Origin of the sequence: Halomonas sp. A020 (genome assembly GCF_027943625.1) — a bacterium.
Classification (GTDB): Bacteria; Pseudomonadota; Gammaproteobacteria; order Pseudomonadales; family Halomonadaceae; genus Vreelandella; species Vreelandella piezotolerans.
In genome coordinates this window covers 767092-784705 of the sequence record NZ_AP022850.1, presented here as the reverse complement: position 1 = coordinate 784705, position 17614 = coordinate 767092, and the positions used below count along the sequence as shown (strand labels likewise).

Sequence of the window (17614 nt, the reverse complement as noted above, 5' to 3'; positions counted from 1 at the left end):
TCACTGGCTAGCCAAGACCCTGTAGGTACGCTTGAAGCAGTGCGTCGGGGTCGAGGAGAGCCGTGGCGCGCTGCGTGTCATCGGATTGCCAAAGCGCGCTTACGTAGGGACGCAGCGCACTGGGCAGGGTGTCGGGAGGCGTCTTCAAAGCACTTATCGGCAGCTCGCAGACATCCTGCAACTGATCGATGCGGACCGCGCTGCGGATGCCGGCGCCTTTCACGACAAGCATCATGCCGTCGGTTTGAGACGGAGCAAGGCCCAACAGCGGCTGCAACGTGATCAGTGATTCGATCTGGCCGCGCAGGTGAATTACCCCTTCGGTGGAATCTGGCAAGCCAGGGACGAAATACACTGGCGTGTCGCCTTTCAAAATTTCGCTCACTGCCTGGCCGGGCAGCGCAAACGGTTGACCGGAGAGCTGGAAGAGTACCACCTGCTGACTGGGCTCATCCACCTCCACAATGGCTGTCTCATCGCCGCGCGCGTTGAACGCCTGCGCGAAGGTGGCGTTCGCCTCAGGGGCAGTCCGTGGGGAGTCCGTCATCGTCCTGCTCCGTGCTGGTGACCACTTGGTTGCGCCCCTGATGCTTGGCGCGGTAGAGCGCCTGGTCCGCACTCAGGCGCAGCGACTCGGTGGAGGGGTGGTTAGGAAAACGGCTGATGCCGGCACTGAACGTACAGCGAAAGCGCGTGCCGCCCGCATGAAAGTCCACCTGGGCAAAGTCGTGGCGCAGTGCATCGATCAGCTCGCAGGCGCGCTCGTCGCTGACCCCCTTGAGTAGCACGACGAACTCTTCGCCGCCGTAACGCCCGATGATATCCGACATGCGCAGGCGGGTTTTCAGCAACCTTGCCAGGGTGATGATGACCTGATCACCGGCAAGGTGGCCGTGGGTATCGTTCACCGCTTTGAAGTGGTCGATGTCGATCATCGCCATGGCATGCTCGGTGTTGTCACGGTGCGCTTGTGCCAATGCTTTGCTGATGAGTTCGGTGGTGGTGCTGTGGTTATATAGCCCGGTCATGCTGTCACGGGTCATCAGCGAGCGCAGTAAACGTAGGCGCTCGGCGCGCAATGTGACGGCCGAGACCAGTTCATCGGGGATTACGGGTTTAGTGATGAAGGCCTCGACGCCCGCCGTCATGGCCGAGAGCTGTTTTTGGCTGTCGGTTTCGCTCGATAGATAAATGATCGGTAGACCCACGTGTTCGGGCTGTTGGCGAATGATGTTCGCCAGCTCTTCGCCGGAACAAACGGGCATGTAGACATCGACGAGCAGCAGGTCGGGACTAAATCGCTCGAGGGCCGTCAGCGCATCGGCGGGGTGATTGACCTGCTGTACGGCCATCCCCGCTTGCTCCAGCAGGAGGGCATGATATGCCGCGACCTCTGGTTCATCGTCCACGATCAAAATGCGCAGCGGCTCTTCGTCGCTGGGCGTGGTGAGCTCATCCACGGCCAGCATCAAGTCCAGCGGTTTCACCGGTTTCGTGAAGTAGCCGTTACAGCCTGCTCGCACGGCGCTGAGGCGTGAGTGAAAATCACCGTGGGCGGAGAGGACGATCGAGGGCAGCGGTTCACCGGTCAGCTTGTTGAGGCTGGCGAGCGTCTCGGTGCCCGCCGTATTACCTTGAGGGAATTGCACGTCCATGATGATGGCGTCGGGACGACGCGTGATCACGGCGTTGAAGAACGTATCCGTGTCTTCGAAGTGCACTACCTCGTGGCCGAAGCAGCGCAGGTGGTGCAGCAGTTGGCTCACTTGGTCCGGTTCGTCGTCGCATAGGTAGATCAGCCGCTGACGCTTGCTGCGGGTTTGCACTGGCTTTGGCGAGAATTCGACGCTGGTCATGGCGGCCAGTGCCCGCTGTTGCTCAGGCAGTGACTGCAGCCGCTGCTGCTCCTCGGCGAGGTGGACGAACACCTGCTCCACCACCTGCCCGGCAGGTGCTTGGCCGTCGAGAGCGGCCTCGCCCTGCTCGGCCAATAGCGCAATGCGCTCGAAGCCCAGTGAGCGTCCGGTGCCCTTCAAACTATGGAAAAACCGATGCAGCTCTGGGCCAAGTCGTGCCTGTGCCTCGGCGGAGGCCTGGCTCTGTTGCCACAGCCCGACAGTGAGCTGTAAACGCGCGGGTAACTGGTCGATGAAACGCTGACGCAGTTGATTGAGTTTATCGTGCAGCGAAGAAGCAGAGGATGACATCAGGCTACCTGTGCGAGTGGACGAGCCGGGCATAGCTGGGTAACGGCATGGCTACGCACCAAGCGCTTGGGCAACGGCGCGCTCTAATGACGTGTCTAGCGCGGCATCTTTCTGTAAGCAAGCGCTGAGCCCTGGGGTCTGGCGCAGTGCATCATCCGGCGTGTCACCAGTGAGCAGTATGAAGGGAAGCATGACACCCTGCTCTCGCAGCATGTGCAAAAGCTCGATGCCGTTGATCAGAGGCATATACATGTCGCTGACGATCAGCGCGATATCGTCATGGGAATCCAGTTCGTGGGTGGCTTCCATGGCGTCGTTGGCGAGCAGGACGTCGTGGCCCTGAAACTCCAGCAGCGCCCCGGTCATTTCCCCGGCTAAGGGGTCGTCGTCTACGACCAATATTCGCATGGTTATCCTCGTGGCGGGAGACTCAGCCCAACAAGGCTTTGAGCGTCTCCACTAAGTTGTTCTGATCGAAGCTGCCCTTCACGATGTAGGCATCGGCCCCCACCTCCATCCCCCGCTGGCGGTCGCTCTCTTTTTCGCGAGAGGTGATGATGATGATCGGCTTATGACGATATAGCTCATTTTCGCGCAGTCTGGCGGTCAGCGCAAAGCCATCCATCACGGGCATTTCAACGTCGGTAAGCACGGCATCGAAAGACTCGGCCAGGGCTTTGTTCAACCCATCGCGACCATTCTCTGCCAGGGTCACCTGATAGCCCCACGCTTCCAGCACGTCTTTTTCGATCTCCCGAGTGTTCAAAGAGTCATCCACGACCAATATCCGGTGAGCGGTGCCGCTGGGTTCTACGCCACGGGGGGTGAGCGTATGGTGCTTGGCGCGTTCAAACAGCGCCGGGACGTGGAGAAGGCTGACCAGCGCATTACGCCCCTGAGACACCATGCCCGAGATCATGGGAAGGTAGCGTAGATGCTCGGGAAGCGGCTTGATCACCATGTCCCGCTCGTCGACCAGCGTATCCACGATCAGCGCCAGTTTTTGCTGGCGCTGATGGACGACGACCAGTAACGCCGGATCGGGCAGCGTGTCGGCCACGGGCAGATCCAGCAACTGGGCAAGCGGCACTACTGGCACGAACTCGTTACGTAAGATCAACGTAGGCTGCCCCGCTGCGTCGATGAACTGCGCCGGTGAGCACTCGACCAGCTCCGCCACATGGGGGGCAGTGATACCGAGCGTTACGTTGCCGGCTTTGATGAGCAGCACCCGCATCAATGCCAGTGATAGTGGAAGACGCAGCGTAAAGCGCGTGCCCTTGCCTGCCTCGCTGGTGAGCTGCAAATCGCCGCTCAGCTCGTCCATGATGGTGCGTTTCACTACGTCCATACCCACGCCGCGTCCCGAAAAGTCGGTGATCATCGCCTTGGTCGAAAAACCGGGCAAAAAGATCAGGTCGAGCGTCTCTTGTTCACTGAGCGCCGACAGTTGCTCTTCGCTGAGCAGCTGCTTGGCCAGGGCTTTTTGGCGGACGGCGTCCAGCGCAATACCTGTGCCGTCGTCGTGCATTTCCACCACGACCCAGTTGCCATCCTGCCAAGCTTCAAGTACGAGCTGACCTCGGGGGGGTTTGCCTGCCGCTTTGCGTTGCTCTGGTGTCTCTAGACCGTGATCCAGCGCGTTACGCAGCAGGTGAATCAGCGGGTCGGAAAGGCGGTCGATCAGTTGGCGATCCAGCTCGATCTCACTGCCCCGCACCCGGCAGTCCACATGCTTCCCTAGTGACTGGGCAAGCTCCCTGGCCATCTGCGCCAGCGGGTCGAAGACCACGCCGAGGGGCAGCATACGCATCTGCAGGGCGCGCTCGTGAAGGTCGCTCATTAACGCATCGTGGCTCAGCACACTGTCTTTCAAGTCGCGGTTGAAGGCATGAATGGCGCTGCGCTGATCGCCAGGCAGACGCGCTTCCAACGCCTGCGCCTGTTCGACCAGCGTATGCAGATGGTGATGCCCCGAGAGCACTTCGCCCATCAGACGAATCACATCGTCCAATCGCTCCAGGCGCACGCGCACCGTATCGCTGAGTGCCAGGGTCGCGCTGCCAGCGGGCCGCGGTGGGTTTACCGGTGGAGACAGCGGCAGCGGTGCTGTGGGTTCGGGGGCTTCCTCCGCGTTGGAGAGAGTGGCCGTGCTGGGTTGAGCAGCGGCTTCCAACGCCTGGCAAAGCACCGGGTCGGCGACGGCGAGCGTCTCAGGAGACGCGCCCTGGGCGAGTTGGGCCACATCGTCAGCGAGCGCATCGGTGGCTTGGTATAGCAGACTGATGCTATCGGGACCAGGCACTTGGCTGCCGTCTCGAAAAGCGCTGAGCAGCTCCTCCATGCTGTGGGCCACCGCGGTGATAGGGGTGAGCTTGAGCATCCGCGATGAGCCTTTGAGCGTATGCGCGGAGCGAAATAGCTCATTGATACGCTCTTTATCAGCGGCGCCTTGCTCCAAAGCGCTGATGCCTTCGCGCAAGCGGGGCAAGTGGTCAGCAGCCTCTTCGACGAACCGCTGAATGAAGCGTCGAATATCGAGCGCCATTAGCCCGCTCCCTGTGTGACGGCATGTTCGTTCATATAGCGTTTTGCCAAGAAGCAGGCATCGCCGGGAGGCAAAGGCGAGGCAATCACTTTTAATCCGCCACTGGCTAGCGGAGAGGCGTCTAGCAAGCGTACGACGGCGGCGTAACCGCGCTGCCGCTGAGTGGGCTGGTCAGGTAACTCGCCTTGGCGTAGCAGCTCCGCTTGATAAAAGTGGGCTGGCCAGCACTCGGGGGACACGTAGAGCGCACGTTTGAAATAATCGTACGCGCGCTGAGGCTGCTGTTGCCAGCGGGCAACGAGGCCCGCCAGTAGCAATGCATCAACGCTCCACGGGTCGTCGGCCAACAGCGGCATCAGCAGGGTATTCGCGTCGTCGAAGCGGTTTTGATTCAGCGCATCGTGGGCGTGCTGCAACGTGTCGTGGTTAGCGGACGGTGGCGCTGAAAAGGGCGGCGGCTCCTCTTGGTGACTGGGCTCGGCGGGCAGAGGCTCCGCATGGGGGGCGGGCTCGCTCGCCACCGGTGCGTTCGTTGCCTGCGGGGCGACGGGCACGAGTTCGTTGACGGAGCGCGCTGACATCGGCAGCTCAGCTTGAAAGTAGAACACCCCCTGCTCCTCCTTGAGAGAGAACACGCCTAGATCGTTACCTAAGGTTTCAGTCACGCCACATAGCAGAATGCCGTTAGGGGCTAAAAGCTGCTTGAGCTGGTGCTGAATGGTACGGCGCGTAGCTTCGTCAAAATAGATCGAGACGTTGCGAAACAGGATGACATCGAACGGGCCATCCATGTGGCAAGCGCTCGTCGACAGCAGGTTCAGCGGCTGAAACGTCACCCACTGACGCAGCGTGGTATCCAGCTGAAAACTGCGCCCGACCGGGGTGAAGAAACGGGCTTTTAGTGAAGGGTGAAGGGCACGAAACGCCATGCCCGCATAGCGCCCTGCCTGCGCTTTTTTCAGTACCTGCTGGTCGACGTCGCCGCCGGTAATGGTGAACAGCGTTTGAGCGCGGTCGCCGTAGCGCTCTTGTAGTGCCATGGCGACGCTATAGGGCTCCTCCCCCGAGGAGCAGCCAGCGCTGAGTAAGCGTAGCGGACCGCCTTGCTCGGCCAGCCGACGTGGCAGGTACGTCTCTACCAGCCAGTGAAGGGTTTCCGGTTCGCGGAAGAAGTACGTTTCGTTGACCGTCAACTGGCTAACAAAGCGGTCGAACAGCGCGTCATCTTCCGCCAAACGAGTCAGCATGACGTGGCTGTCTTGTGTACCGAGTTCGACGTGCAAGGCTTCGATGGCGCGCACCAAACGCGCTTCAGCGAGTCCTTCCAAATGTAGCCCGCAGCGTTGATGCACCCACTGCTTGAACGGTGCCAGTGAACTCATTGCGGTGCCCGCCAGGGTGAGGGGGTGAAGCGCACGTCGCGAAGCAGGCGCGTCGGGATCTCGTCTAGCCCCAACACCTGCTGTACTACGCCCGCATTGATGGCTTCTTGGTTCATACCGTAGATCACCGAGCTGGCTTCATCCTGTGCCAAGGTGGTGCCTCCCGCGAGCTGAATCGCGCGCATGCCGCTGACGCCGTCTCGGCCCATACCGGTTAAAATCACCCCAATACTATCGGCTCCATATACGCTCGCCACGCTATGAAGCATGGCATCACAGCTTGGATGGTAGAGCGCCTGTGCAGGGCCGGGTGACAGCTGCAAACGGTGTTGTGCCGTTACGTTGATCTGACTGTCGGGCGGACACAAATAGATGTGTCCGGGCAGAAGGCGCTCGCTACTTTGGGCGACGCTCACTGGCAGCGTACAGAGCGACCCTAGCCATGTCGCCATACCTTCGATGAAGCCAGGGCTAATGTGCTGGGCAATCAAGATGGGAGCGGGAAACTCTTTGGGGAGCTTGCTTAACAGCCGCGCGAGTGCCTGGGGGCCGCCAGTCGAACAGGCAATGGCGACCACCCGCTGAAAACCGCGTGAGGCGGTCGGGCACATAGGGACAGCCGCAGGCCTGGCAGGCGCGAGCGCGGGTGTCGCAGGAGCGCGTCGGCGCAGTCGGGTGATCACGGACACGCCTGCCAATAGCCGCACCCGTGCCAGAAGGCGCTGAGCATCCTCGTCGTCCAGCCCCGGCTTGGGCAGCACTTCCAGTGCGCCGACTTCCAGCGCGCGATAGGCCGTTTGGGCGTCTGAACGGTCACTAATCACGACGATGGGCACCCCTTTGGTGTGCATGATCTCTTCGATGGCGCTGAGCCCATCCATTATGGGCATCGTCAGGTCCATGGTAATGAGCTGTGGGCTCAGCCGCCGCGCCATCTCGACGGCTTCTTGACCGTTGGTCGCTTCACCGACGATCTCGATATCACCATCCCGAGTGAGTATGTCGCGCAATACCTCGCGCGCTAGCGGGCTGTCATCGGCCATCACGACCCGAATTGCACTCATCGACGCCTCCTCAGGAAGGACGTGGCTTATCGTCGTTCGGTTTGGCGCTCTGCTCATCGAGAGTGAACTCCTGAACGAGCGCGTTCAGCTCGGCAGACATCTGTACCATGTCCTGGCTGATCTCCGTGATGCTGCGCACGGAGTGGGCATTGCGAGCGCTGGCCGTGTCGATGTCTCGTAGGGCAATCACCACCTGACTGCTGGCGGTTTTCTGCTGTTGGGTCGAGAGCGAAATTTGCTGCGCGGCGCTGCTCGTTTGGCTAGCGGCTTTGAGCAGCGCTTCCAGGTCTTGCGCGGTGCTTTGGCTGGCCTCGACGCCCTGTTCGATCGATGTCGCGCCCTTTTCTGAGGCCACGACCAAGCGATTGATCGCTTGCTGGATATCGTCGGTGTGTCCCTCGATCTCTTGAGTGGAGTCGGTCACGCTATCGGCCAAGCGGCGTATCTCATTGGCGACCACGGAAAAGCGACGGCCGGACTCCCCTGCGCTGGACGCTTCGAGTGCGGCGTTGAAAGCGATCAGTTTGGTCTGAGCAGCCAGTGTATTGATCAGCTCCATTACTTTACTGATCTGTTTGGACTTCGCGCCCAGCGTCATGATTTCCGCGAGGCTCTGCTCACTGTCGCTTCTAATATCCTGCATTTTGGCCTGAAGCAGCTGCATGGCGGTACTGCCCTTGCGGCTGCGTTCAAGGGTTTGGTTCGCCACGTCCACCACGGACTGCGAGTGATCGGCAATTTGCGTGGAAGACGTGGAGAGTTCTTCCATGGTGGAGGTGATTTCGGCAACCGAAGAGGCCATCTCCTCGACCGCAGCAGCCATGGTCTGGTTGGCTTCATGTTGTATGTCGCCGCCCTGTATGCCGGAGAGCCCGGCCGTCTGTGCCAAGCGGTCGGCTACTTGATTGAGCGCTAGCGCGTTGGACGACACCGCCGCAATCGCGCGGGAGAGACGCTCCAATAGCTGATTGGTTTGGTCGGCCAAGTCGCCCAGTTCGGCGCGGTCGTCGGTTTCCACTCGGCGGGAAAGGTCCAGACTATGGGTAATCTCTTTGAGCTGGCGCTGAAAGCGATCGAGCGGGCGAATGAGACTGCCCGTCAAGGGGTAAAGCAGCAGCAGTCCGGCGACGAGAAGCAGTAGGCCAAGTTCAACCGAGCTCAAAAAGCGCTGGCGAATGCTGCTGGTGTACTCTTCTTTGGAGACCTCGACCATGAGATAGCGCTGTAACTCTGGCAGCCAGCGGGTGGTGACGAAATAGGGGTGGCCATTGCGCTCGATTTCACTGACGCGAATGTCATTATCCTGGCGCAGTAGCGTATCGGTTTCCTGGGGTTGAAGTGCCGAGATATTGGTTTCATTACTGGTGACCATGAAGGCGCCTTCGGCACTCAAGATCGACGCTCGACCGGTGTCGCCCAGACGATAGTCACGGATGAGCTGGGCCATGCGCGATAGGTCGAGCCCCGCGCCAGCGACAACGCTGGGACGGCCATTGGTAGCGGTCGCGCTGCTGCGGAAGTTCAAAAAGACGAAGGCCTCCTCTGGGGAGAAGGTGTCGCTGTCTAAATTTAAGTTGTACGGAGCGTCACTGTCGGTGAACTGATAGTACCAGTCGTCGTCGCCACCGGGACGCTGGAGCGGACGCTGCATGAAGTTGCCGTCACGGTACTGGAAGTAGACGCCGCGCCCTTGTGTTTGAGCGGCGATAAAGAGCAGCTCGGTGTCCAATTGGTTCATGAGGCGTGACAGGTAGCGCTCGATGTCCGGTTGTTGGATGGCTGGCAGCCCGTCGGCAACCCACTGCTCGATGAAGTAACTGTTGGCTAGACTTTCAGACAACGCCAACGCTGGACTCAAGCGGAGGTTGATGCGTGTGGCTAGCTCTTCAACCTGGGCAGGTAACTCGACGTTCAGCAGGTTATCCAGACGAGCTTGGCCGTGTGCCCGCGCCTGCAGGTAGAGCGCTAGAAACATGGCAATGGCCAACACCGTGCCGAAGGAGATAAACAGACGTAGCCGTAATGGCAGGGTTTTCCAGCGCGCTGTCATTATCGCGGTTGCTCCAAGTGGGACGAAAACGCTTAACGAAAGGCATGAGGCATCAGCATTGTTCATTGCTGAGTCGCCTCATACCCTTTGGCATGATAGCAACGATTTCAGCGGCGTTTGGCAAGAGCATCGACTATTTCTACCAACGATTGGCCTTCAGGTCCGGCTTATTTATACAAGTATTAGCTAGCAAGCTTGATATAAGTTAATACTTTGACAAAAGTGATACATGTGAGTAATCTGGCAACCTAATGGAACGACGATTTGCTAAGGAAGCATCATGTTGTCACTGACCTCACCCACTCTGATTGCCGTGTTGCGAAGTATGTTGGCGCGCTACGGCAACCCGCAAAGCGATATGCTGCCTGCCGCGGGGACCCCCGAGCGAGAAAGCCTGGTCGATTCGGTCAAACGTCGCTTTGGCCTGACGGACGCCGACGTACTTTCTGATTCTTCTATTACCGTGGATGAGTGGGCAGACGCGTTGAACGAGCGTGGTGACATTACCCACTTACAGTTATTCGATAGCGACATCGGCGGCGCGTTCAGCCATCGACTCCAACGTCAGCATCGCTACAGTGCGGCGTCGCTGCTGCAAGAAGCAGAGGCGCTCGCGACGTTGTTTGATCAGGACGGGCAGCCAGTTCGTAGCGTGGTGAGTTGGCTATCGGCACAGACGGCCGCAGGTTTTATGCTCGGTGCGCTGCTTCCGCAGCTGGCGGGCTGGTCGTCGCGCTCTCTCTTTGATCATGCCAACGCGCTTTGGGAACTCAATGCGGGTGACATCATGGTGACCAGTGCAGACCGCTGGTGTCAATTGGCGCAGCGGCTTCCCTCACTGCCCATGAACATCACGGCCGTCTCGACCTCGACATTGGATAAGCACACCTACCGTGCGCTACTGGCGAAAGGCGTTGCGCACATCATCGAACTGCACTGCCAGCCCGGTTTGGGTGTGCTGGCCGCACGTCGTTCGCCTCAAGCGCCCTTTGAGTTACTGACCCACTGGCACCCAACCGAGAGCGATGACTATCTCTTGAGAATGATGAAGGGCGGAATGCCTGAAGAGGTACAGCTAGCCGAGCCGTTGCGCTGGGTGGGAGCTCGCCACTTCTTACCCGGCCTAGCCGAGCCGAAGACCGAGCGCTTGGTCTTGGCAGAGGAGCAAGCTGCGAGTATGTCCCCTGTTTGGCGGTTGTCGCAGCACAGCGATAGCTCGGTGGCGAACGCCGCCTAGGCTGCCCTCCGTCATACGATTGCGTGGGGAACGAAGCACGACGTATCCTTGGTGATACGTCCCACGTCTTCGCGAATACCCATGCCACAAGCGCGGTCGCCCACCACCCAGCTACCGATGAGTGCGTGTTTATCGCCAAAGCGAGGCAGCGGCTGATAGGCCTGACGAATCCATGGGCTATCGGTGTAAGGGCCGCTCACGCTCTCCGCTTGCCCGCCCGGCGTAACTAGGCTGACGTTGCTTCCTTCCCGCGAAAAGAATGGCTTGCGCACCCAGCCGGGTGCTAGCGCCGAGTGACTATCCTTCTCGAAATAGGCCGGTAGCAGGTTGGGGTGCCCTTCGTACTCTTCCCACAACAGCGGCAGAATTCCTTTATTGGAAAGAACGGCTTTCCAGGGTGGCTCGAACCAGTGGGTGTTGAGCTGCGTGACGGCCTCACCAAAGGCTTCTACCGCCATCTCCTCCCACGGGTATAGCTTGAACAGCGCGGCAATCGGCTGGTCGTCCAAATCGACGAAGTGCTCGACTCCCGGCGCTACGCCGATGTCTTCGATGTAAATGAACGGCGCCTGCAAGCCCGCTTGTACGGCGATGTCTTGCAAGTAGTGAACGGTGGCTCGTTCTTCGTCGCTGCCTTTGACGCAAGAGAAGTAGAGCGTACGATTCGGAAGACGATCGCCAAGATGCGCCATGGCGTTGAGCAGACGCTCTTGTATCGAGTTGTACTGGTCGGCATGGCGGGGCAGGATGTCTTGCTCGATGGCTTGTTCCAACCACACCCACTGGAAAAAGCCCGCTTCATACAGCGAGGTGGGCGTATCGTAATTGAGCTCCAAGAGCTTCGCAGGGCCGTCGCCTGAATAGGCAAAATCCATACGCCCATAGAGCGGCGGCTGTCCGCTTCGCCAGGAGTGGTGGATGATGTCCCACATGTGCTCAGGAATCGCGAGACGCTGCATCAAGGCATTGGAGTGACACACCTTATCCACTAGCGCCATGCACATCTCGTGAAGGGCTTCGGTGGGTGCTTCGATCTCTCTCTCCACCTGTGCCAGGGTGAACTGGTAGTAGGCGTCCTCTTTCCAATAGGGCTCGCCATCGATGGTGTGAAAATGAAACCCCAGCTCTTTGGCCAGGGCTTTCCATTGCGGTCGTTCAGAGACGTTGATGCGCAGCATGGTGGCTCCCAAACGGTGGTCAATACCCCAAAATGCTAGGAACCCCAAGAGGCCGATCGTGTGCCCAAACCGCGACGGGTCGTGGCTTGGCGGTTTTGCACCACCGAGCTGCGCAGGGCCTCGTTGCGCTGATTGACCCGTTGCGTCGCCTGGCTGGCCGCAGCATTCCAGTTGCCCTGGTTTTGGCGGTTACGGTAGACCGGCTCTTGATACACGCGCTCGAACGAGCGCCCTCGGCTGGTATTCGCCAGCATATTACCGACCATATAGCCCATCATGGCAGGCATGAACCAACTGCCGCCGCCCGCGGCCTGGGCCTGTTCGTCGGTGGGGGCTGCGCAGGCGCCCTCGCCGTGTTCGGCTTCGCAGGCTTCCAGAGTATCGAAGCGGGGGACGGACGCCAACGAGGCCTCGTAGGCGTCTTCGCAGGCGCTGCGGGTGTAGACGTTGGCGGCCACGCACTCCTTGACGCCCTGATAGCTTCTAGGCTCGTCGAAGCGCACGTCGGTCAAATGCTCATCTTCGGCGGGCTGGGTGCAGGCGGTCAAACCGAAGGCGCTCGCGCCCATCATCGCCAGCGAGAGGCGCGCGCTGCGCTTACGGCGGGGCAGGTGGGTAGGTTGGGTCTGCTTTTCCATGAGAGCGCTCCGTTACCAGGTCATTGAAGCCGCGTTGATCAGGCCCACGGCAATCGAGATGCTGCCGACCAGCGTGCCGTAGGCCTGGTGGCCTTCGGTGATGTGCTGAGACAAACTCTCGCCCTGACGACGCAGAAACAGTTTCAGGCCAAAGAAGGTGGCGATCTGCACGCCGAACGCCACCACGCCCCACAGTATGAAGTCGAGATAGCTAATCGAGTGGGCCATGGCGCTGTAGAGCGGGAGGGTAAAACCCAGGATAGAGCCGCCATAGGCGGTGGCCGCCGCCGCATTGCCTGCTCGAATCAGCGCCCACTCATGGTGAGGGGTCAGGCGACTATAGCAATACATAAACGCCACCAGCAGCGCGAGCGCGCCGAGCAGGTAGGCAAAGAAAGAGGGGAGTCCTTGTAAATAGTGCAGCATGGCGATGAGCATCCTTGTGGTTAATGACGTGCGGTCAATCAACAGCCGACATTGTGACATAGCTTAGCGGAGGCGCGGGCATTACCGCCCCTCTTTCGTTGTCGACGCTATACGTGGTTAAAAAACGTCTTTATGACAATTTCTTAATACTAAAGGCTAATAGATGAAACGTGTCACCCGCTTAGAATCCCGCGATGCTTGGTATTTTTACCTAAATTCACCGTGTCGTATCGCTTGATACCGCTCTTCGTGCCCGTGTTGGGCACCGCTTCAGACGCGACCGCACCGAAGGACTTTCCCCCATGCATGCCCTAACCCTGGCATCGTTTCTGTTTTTTACGGGCCTGGTGGCCTTTGTCACGTGGCGCATCACACGGCGTGACGATCATCGCAGCACCAGTGGTTATTTTCTGGCAGGCCGAACGCTGACGTTTCCACTGATTGCAGCGTCCATGCTGATGACCAACCTCTCCACCGAGCAGATGGTGGGGCTGAACGGTTCGGCCTTCACCGACGGCTTGAGCGTCATGGCCTGGGAAGTGATCGCCGTCATTGCGTTGGTGGCATTGGCGCTGTTCTTCCTGCCGCGCTTTTTGAAAAGCGGTATTGCCACGCTGCCGCAGCTGTTGGCGATTCGTTTTGACACGGGCACACAGCTGATTGCCAACGTCATTTTCCTGATTGCGTACGCGGTGGTGCTACTGCCGATCATTCTTTATTCCGGTGCCATTGGTCTTCAGGGCATGCTGGATTTACAGGGCTTGACCGGCATTGGCTCCAGCACGGTGCTGCTCTGGGCGACGGTATGGGCGGTGGGGCTGATTGGCGCGGTCTACGCGCTGTTTGGCGGCCTGCGCACCGTTGCCGTTTCTGACACCTTGAACGGTGTCGGCCTGCTGATTGGCGGTTTCATCATCGTTTACTTCGGCTTACAAGCGGTCAGCGGTGGCAGTGGTGTGATGGAGGGCTGGAGCATTCTAAAAGAGAGTGATCCTAGCAAGTTCAACTCCCTCGGCGGGCCGGATCAGCAGGTGCCGTTCTCGACCATTTTTACCGGCGTGCTGTTGCTTCACCTTTTCTACTGGACCACCAACCAGCAGATCATTCAGCGCACCTTTGCCGCGAAGAACCTGGCAGAAGGTCAAAAAGGGGTGCTGCTGACCGGCTTTTTCAAGCTGTTGGGGCCGCTGTATCTGGTGATGCCCGGCATCATCGCCTACCACTTGTATGCCGACCAGGGTATTCGCGCGGACGAGGCTTACGGCCACTTGGTCTTCAACGTGTTGCCGCCTTACCTGACCGGCTTCTTTGCGGCGGTGATGGTCGGGGCGATTCTCTCCTCGTTTAACTCCGCGCTGAACAGCACCACGACGATCTTCAGCCTGGGGATCTACAAAGGCGTGCTGAAAAAGGACGCCACGGAAGAGCAGGTGGTGAAATCCGGCAAGGTGTTTGGCTGGATCATGGCGATTACCACCATGATCATTGCGCCGCTGCTGGCGGGCCAGGAGAGCCTGTTTGGCTACCTGCAGAAAATGAACGCAATCTACTTCATCCCCATTCTTGCCGTGGTGCTAGTTGGCCTGCTGACCAAGCGCGTTCCGCCGATGGCTGCAAAAGTCGCGCTGGTCGGGGGCTGTTTGCTGATTGCCGCAGGCTACTTCGTGCCGCCGTTCAACAAGCTGCCGATGGTAATGCACGAATTCCACTTCGTCGCGGCGGTGTTCGTGCTGCTGGTGGCGGTGATGCTGGTGATCGGTAAGCTGCGCCCTCGTGCCACGGACTGGGTGCAGGAAGACTCCGGCGACGTCGATCTCACACCGTGGAAAGGCGCGGTGCCCACCGGTATCGTACTGGTGATCCTGGTGGTGATCATGTACGCCTCCTTTGCAGGCGGCTGATCACGCCAACATTTGAAAGTAGCGTTCAAGAAAAAACACCCACGCCCCGCACTGCGGGGCGTGGGTGTTTTTGGTGGGCCATTTTAAAGAATCGGCTAAGCGGCGTGGTAGGTGGTGTCGAAGCGCTTGCGTAGCTCGTTCTTTTGTACCTTACCCATGGTGTTGCGCGGCAGCGAATCGACGAAAAAGACCCGCTTTGGCTGTTTGTATTTGGCCAGCCGCCCGGCGAGATGATCCAGAATGGCGGCTTCATCCACCTGCTCGCCTGGCTGGGGCACCACCACGGCGGTGACGCCTTCGCCGAAGTCGGGGTGGGGCAGGCCAATTACGGCAGACTCGGCCACTTGCGGCAGCTCATCGATCACCTGCTCGACCTCTTTGGGGTAGACGTTATACCCGCCGGAGATCACCAAGTCTTTATCTCGGCCCACAATGTGCACGTAGCCCTGCTCATCGACCATGGCGAGATCGCCAGTGATGAAAAAGCCATCCTCCAAAAGCTCTTCACGGGTCTTTTCTGGCATGCGCCAGTAACCAATGAACACGTTCGCGCCGCGAATTTGCAGCATACCGATCTCACCCTGTGGCACCTCTTCGCCGGTTTCCCGGCTGGTGATACGCATCTCGACCCCCGGCAGCGGCATGCCGACGGTGCCCGCTCGGCGTGCGCCGGTGTAGGGGTTAGAAATATTCATATTGGTTTCGGTCATGCCGTAGCGTTCGAGAATGGCGTGGCCGGTTTTGGCTTCGAACGCTTCGTGGGTTTCCGCGGTGAGCGGCGCCGAACCCGACACGAACAGGCGCATCTGGGCGGTCACTTCGGGGGTGAGGCGTGGGTCTTGAACCAAGCGGGTATAGAACGTGGGGACCCCCATCATCACGCTGCCTTTGGGCAGTTCGTCGAAAATGACATCCGCATCGAATTTGGGCAAAAAACACATACTGGCCCCGGCCATCAGCGTGACGTTGCACGCCACGAACAGGCCGTGGGTATGAAAAATAGGCAGCGCGTGGATCAGCCGATCGTCGGCGCTAAAGTGCCAGGACGAGACCAGCGTTTCAGCGTTCGAGGCGAGGTTGCGGTGGGTCAGCATGGCGCCTTTCGAGCGCCCGGTAGTGCCCGAGGTGTATAGAATCGCCGCTAAATCCCGTTCGCCCAGCGTGACGATGTCGTCTCGGGGGGCACTTTGCTGCGCTTTCTCCATCAAGCTGCCATCGGCATCGGTGCCCAAGGTTTCGACCGCCGGGCAGCCGGTATCGCGGGCTATGGTACGGGCGGTGTCGATATCGGCGGGCCTGCAGACGAACAGGGCGGGCTCGGCATCGTTCAAAAAATAGCGGATTTCATCGCCGGTATAGCCGGTATTGAGCGGTAAATAGACGCCGCCAATGCGCAGGCAGGCGAGGTAGAGCAAAATGGCTTCCGGACTTTTATCCACCTGCACCGCCACGCGGTCGCCTACGTTCACGCCTAGCGAGGTCAGCGCTCCGGCAAGCTGGGCACTTTCATTCAGCGCGTCTTGGTAACTGTAGTAGCGGCCCTCGCGGGTGGTGATAAAGGGGGCGTTGCCACGCTCGCGCATGCGCGCGGCAAAGGTATCGAATAAGTTGTGGTTCATTTGGTGGTCTCTCCCTTGGCCAGCTTGCGGGCGCGGCGAGCGAGGTCGCGCACCTCGCTCGAACAGGCAACGGTGGCCTTTGCGGTATAGTTTTCATGATTGCGCTCGATATCGTCGAGCACGTAGAGGTAGTTCACCATCAGCCCTGCCGCTTGTTTCATTCCCTTGGTCGAGACATCGCCCAGCCAGTTGATGCGATGCAGCTCGGCACCGTTGCCCAGGTGGAAACGCGCCACTGGGTTCAGCGGCAGGCCGTGGCGATTCTTCTGATCGACCAGATAGTGGGCCGCGAGCGGGCGAATGGCGGTTTTGAGGCGCTCTTCGCGGGCTTTATCCTGCTGCCAGTTGGGCGTCTCCAACGCGTCGAGCGCCTCGCGGATAGGCTCGGGCCACTGATCTTCCTGCTGCTGTTCGGCCAGCCACTGGGCGAAGCCGGGCACCGGGGAGAGGGTAACGAAGTGCTTGAGCTGGGGGAGCTCCTGACTCAATTCCTGCACGACTTGTTTGATGAGGAAGTTGCCAAACGAAATGCCGCGGAGCCCGGTTTGGCAGTTGCTGATACCAAAGAAGGCGGCGGTATCGGCATCATCGGGGTCCGCCAAGCCATCCTCTTCCCCTGCCAAAATCGGCTGTATGCGGCTGGGCAATCCTTTGTGCAGCGCTACTTCCACAAAAATGAGCGGCTCGTCGCCAATCGCGGGGTGAAAAAATGCGAAGCAGCGGCGGTCTCGGGCATCCAGTCGCCGCCGCAGATCGTTCCAGTCCTGAATCTCATGCACGGCTTCATAGCGGATGATTTTTTCCAGAATGGACGCTGGGGTATTCCAGTCGATTCGCTTGAGCATTAAAAAGCCGCGATTGAACCAGGAGCCAAACAGGTGCGCAAAATCATCGTCGATAGGCGCTAAGTCAGGCTCCTCGCGCAGCAGTTGCAGCAGATCTTCGCGCATTTTGACCAGGTCATAGGTGCCGTCGGTGGCGAGGTTCAAGCGCCTAAATAGCTCCTGGCGGCGCGGCTCGCAAGCCTCGAACAGCGCTTGAAGCGTGTGGTTGTCGCGGGCCTGTTGATAGGCTTGGTAGGCGCTATCGATCTGCTTGGGTTCAGCGGCAAAGTCGTCGGCCAGGCGCTTAAAAAACGCGCGCTTTTCCCCTTCCGAGAGCCGCTGGTACAAGGCCAGTGCGCGGCTGGCCAGCGCGATGCTGGAGGCCTCGCCGTCACTGGCCAGCAGCGCTTGGCAGGCTTTGACCAGTTGATGATGGTCGGGCGTCAGTGTTTCTGGATGTTTTCGCCGTAACAGCGCGTCGCGCTGGGTGATGCTGTTAAACATCTCTTGGAGAAAAGTCATGTTCACGATGCGTCCCCC

14 protein-coding genes are annotated in these 17614 nt (G+C 59.5%); 2 read left to right on the top strand and 12 right to left on the bottom strand.

Going from position 1 to position 17614, the window contains the following annotated elements:
- Positions 1–7: 7 nt before the first annotated feature.
- The 7 genes from FRH_RS03590 to FRH_RS03560 are packed head-to-tail and all read right to left on the bottom strand — an operon-like array spanning position 8 to position 9251.
- On the bottom strand, positions 8–547 hold the full coding sequence (locus FRH_RS03590) for a chemotaxis protein CheW (protein ID WP_153843031.1): 540 nt from the start codon (positions 545–547) through the stop codon (positions 8–10).
- Positions 519–2207, bottom strand: a complete 1689-nt coding sequence (locus FRH_RS03585; RefSeq protein WP_153843032.1) for a diguanylate cyclase — start codon at positions 2205–2207, stop codon at positions 519–521. Before FRH_RS03585 ends, FRH_RS03590 begins: the two co-directional genes overlap by 29 nt.
- A gap of 51 nt (positions 2208–2258) precedes the next feature.
- Entirely contained in the window at positions 2259–2615 is a 357-nt protein-coding gene (locus FRH_RS03580; RefSeq protein WP_139525799.1) for a response regulator, read from the bottom strand.
- Positions 2616–2637: 22 nt separating this feature from the next.
- A complete protein-coding gene (locus FRH_RS03575; protein WP_153843033.1) occupies positions 2638–4755 on the bottom strand; it encodes a hybrid sensor histidine kinase/response regulator in 2118 nt (705 codons plus the stop codon).
- Positions 4755–6137: a protein-glutamate O-methyltransferase CheR gene (locus FRH_RS03570; RefSeq protein ID WP_139525797.1), complete on the bottom strand. Its 1383-nt coding sequence runs from the start codon at positions 6135–6137 to the stop codon at positions 4755–4757. Before FRH_RS03570 ends, FRH_RS03575 begins: the two co-directional genes overlap by 1 nt.
- On the bottom strand, positions 6134–7201 hold the full coding sequence (gene cheB, locus FRH_RS03565; RefSeq protein ID WP_153843034.1) for a chemotaxis-specific protein-glutamate methyltransferase CheB: 1068 nt from the start codon (positions 7199–7201) through the stop codon (positions 6134–6136). The genes FRH_RS03570 and cheB overlap by 4 nt, the downstream gene beginning before the upstream one ends.
- A gap of 10 nt (positions 7202–7211) precedes the next feature.
- Positions 7212–9251 (bottom strand): methyl-accepting chemotaxis protein, encoded by a 2040-nt coding sequence (locus FRH_RS03560; protein ID WP_153843035.1) that lies wholly within the window; start codon positions 9249–9251, stop codon positions 7212–7214.
- 280 nt (positions 9252–9531) lie between these two features.
- Here FRH_RS03560 and FRH_RS03555 point away from each other — a divergent pair, with 280 nt between their 5' ends.
- The gene (locus FRH_RS03555) at positions 9532–10488 is read left to right on the top strand and encodes a hypothetical protein (RefSeq protein WP_281997777.1); all 957 of its coding nucleotides are present in this window, start codon (positions 9532–9534) and stop codon (positions 10486–10488) included.
- An 11-nt stretch (positions 10489–10499) separates the two neighbouring features.
- On the opposite strand, the gene FRH_RS03550 is transcribed toward FRH_RS03555, so the two are convergent.
- Genes FRH_RS03550 through FRH_RS03540 form a run of 3 tightly spaced genes read right to left on the bottom strand, consistent with a single transcriptional unit; the run spans position 10500 to position 12730 of the window.
- Positions 10500–11666 (bottom strand): glutathionylspermidine synthase family protein, encoded by a 1167-nt coding sequence (locus tag FRH_RS03550; protein WP_153843036.1) that lies wholly within the window; start codon positions 11664–11666, stop codon positions 10500–10502.
- A gap of 35 nt (positions 11667–11701) precedes the next feature.
- A complete protein-coding gene (locus FRH_RS03545; RefSeq protein ID WP_153843037.1) occupies positions 11702–12304 on the bottom strand; it encodes a DUF1190 domain-containing protein in 603 nt (200 codons plus the stop codon).
- 12 nt (positions 12305–12316) lie between these two features.
- Positions 12317–12730, bottom strand: coding sequence for a DUF350 domain-containing protein (locus tag FRH_RS03540; RefSeq protein ID WP_139525792.1), 414 nt, complete (start codon positions 12728–12730; stop codon positions 12317–12319).
- A 302-nt stretch (positions 12731–13032) separates the two neighbouring features.
- Here FRH_RS03540 and FRH_RS03535 point away from each other — a divergent pair, with 302 nt between their 5' ends.
- Positions 13033–14631, top strand: a complete 1599-nt coding sequence (locus FRH_RS03535) for a solute:sodium symporter family transporter (RefSeq protein ID WP_153843038.1) — start codon at positions 13033–13035, stop codon at positions 14629–14631.
- 95 nt (positions 14632–14726) lie between these two features.
- Here the strand turns inward: FRH_RS03535 and FRH_RS03530 are convergent, their stop codons facing one another.
- Together FRH_RS03530 and FRH_RS03525 are read right to left on the bottom strand one after the other, a co-directional pair.
- Positions 14727–16250 carry a malonyl-CoA synthase gene (locus FRH_RS03530; protein WP_281997776.1) on the bottom strand — a complete coding sequence of 508 codons (1524 nt, stop codon included), beginning with the start codon at positions 16248–16250 and terminating at the stop codon, positions 14727–14729.
- The gene (locus tag FRH_RS03525; protein ID WP_139525789.1) at positions 16247–17602 is read right to left on the bottom strand and encodes a malonyl-CoA decarboxylase; all 1356 of its coding nucleotides are present in this window, start codon (positions 17600–17602) and stop codon (positions 16247–16249) included. Before FRH_RS03525 ends, FRH_RS03530 begins: the two co-directional genes overlap by 4 nt.
- Positions 17603–17614: the final 12 nt, after the last annotated feature.

What these genes read in the sequence shown, in the direction of transcription:
- FRH_RS03590 (WP_153843031.1), bottom strand. Translation starts at nt 547, where the DNA reads ATGACGGACTCCCCACGGACTGCCCCTGAGGCGAACGCCACCTTCGCG.
- FRH_RS03585 (WP_153843032.1), bottom strand. Translation starts at nt 2,207, where the DNA reads ATGTCATCCTCTGCTTCTTCGCTGCACGATAAACTCAATCAACTGCGT.
- FRH_RS03580 (WP_139525799.1), bottom strand. Translation starts at nt 2,615, where the DNA reads ATGCGAATATTGGTCGTAGACGACGACCCCTTAGCCGGGGAAATGACC.
- FRH_RS03575 (WP_153843033.1), bottom strand. Translation starts at nt 4,755, where the DNA reads ATGGCGCTCGATATTCGACGCTTCATTCAGCGGTTCGTCGAAGAGGCT.
- FRH_RS03570 (WP_139525797.1), bottom strand. Translation starts at nt 6,137, where the DNA reads ATGAGTTCACTGGCACCGTTCAAGCAGTGGGTGCATCAACGCTGCGGG.
- cheB (WP_153843034.1), bottom strand. Translation starts at nt 7,201, where the DNA reads ATGAGTGCAATTCGGGTCGTGATGGCCGATGACAGCCCGCTAGCGCGC.
- FRH_RS03560 (WP_153843035.1), bottom strand. Translation starts at nt 9,251, where the DNA reads ATGACAGCGCGCTGGAAAACCCTGCCATTACGGCTACGTCTGTTTATC.
- FRH_RS03555 (WP_281997777.1), top strand. Translation starts at nt 9,532, where the DNA reads ATGTTGTCACTGACCTCACCCACTCTGATTGCCGTGTTGCGAAGTATG.
- FRH_RS03550 (WP_153843036.1), bottom strand. Translation starts at nt 11,666, where the DNA reads ATGCTGCGCATCAACGTCTCTGAACGACCGCAATGGAAAGCCCTGGCC.
- FRH_RS03545 (WP_153843037.1), bottom strand. Translation starts at nt 12,304, where the DNA reads ATGGAAAAGCAGACCCAACCTACCCACCTGCCCCGCCGTAAGCGCAGC.
- FRH_RS03540 (WP_139525792.1), bottom strand. Translation starts at nt 12,730, where the DNA reads ATGCTGCACTATTTACAAGGACTCCCCTCTTTCTTTGCCTACCTGCTC.
- FRH_RS03535 (WP_153843038.1), top strand. Translation starts at nt 13,033, where the DNA reads ATGCATGCCCTAACCCTGGCATCGTTTCTGTTTTTTACGGGCCTGGTG.
- FRH_RS03530 (WP_281997776.1), bottom strand. Translation starts at nt 16,250, where the DNA reads ATGAACCACAACTTATTCGATACCTTTGCCGCGCGCATGCGCGAGCGT.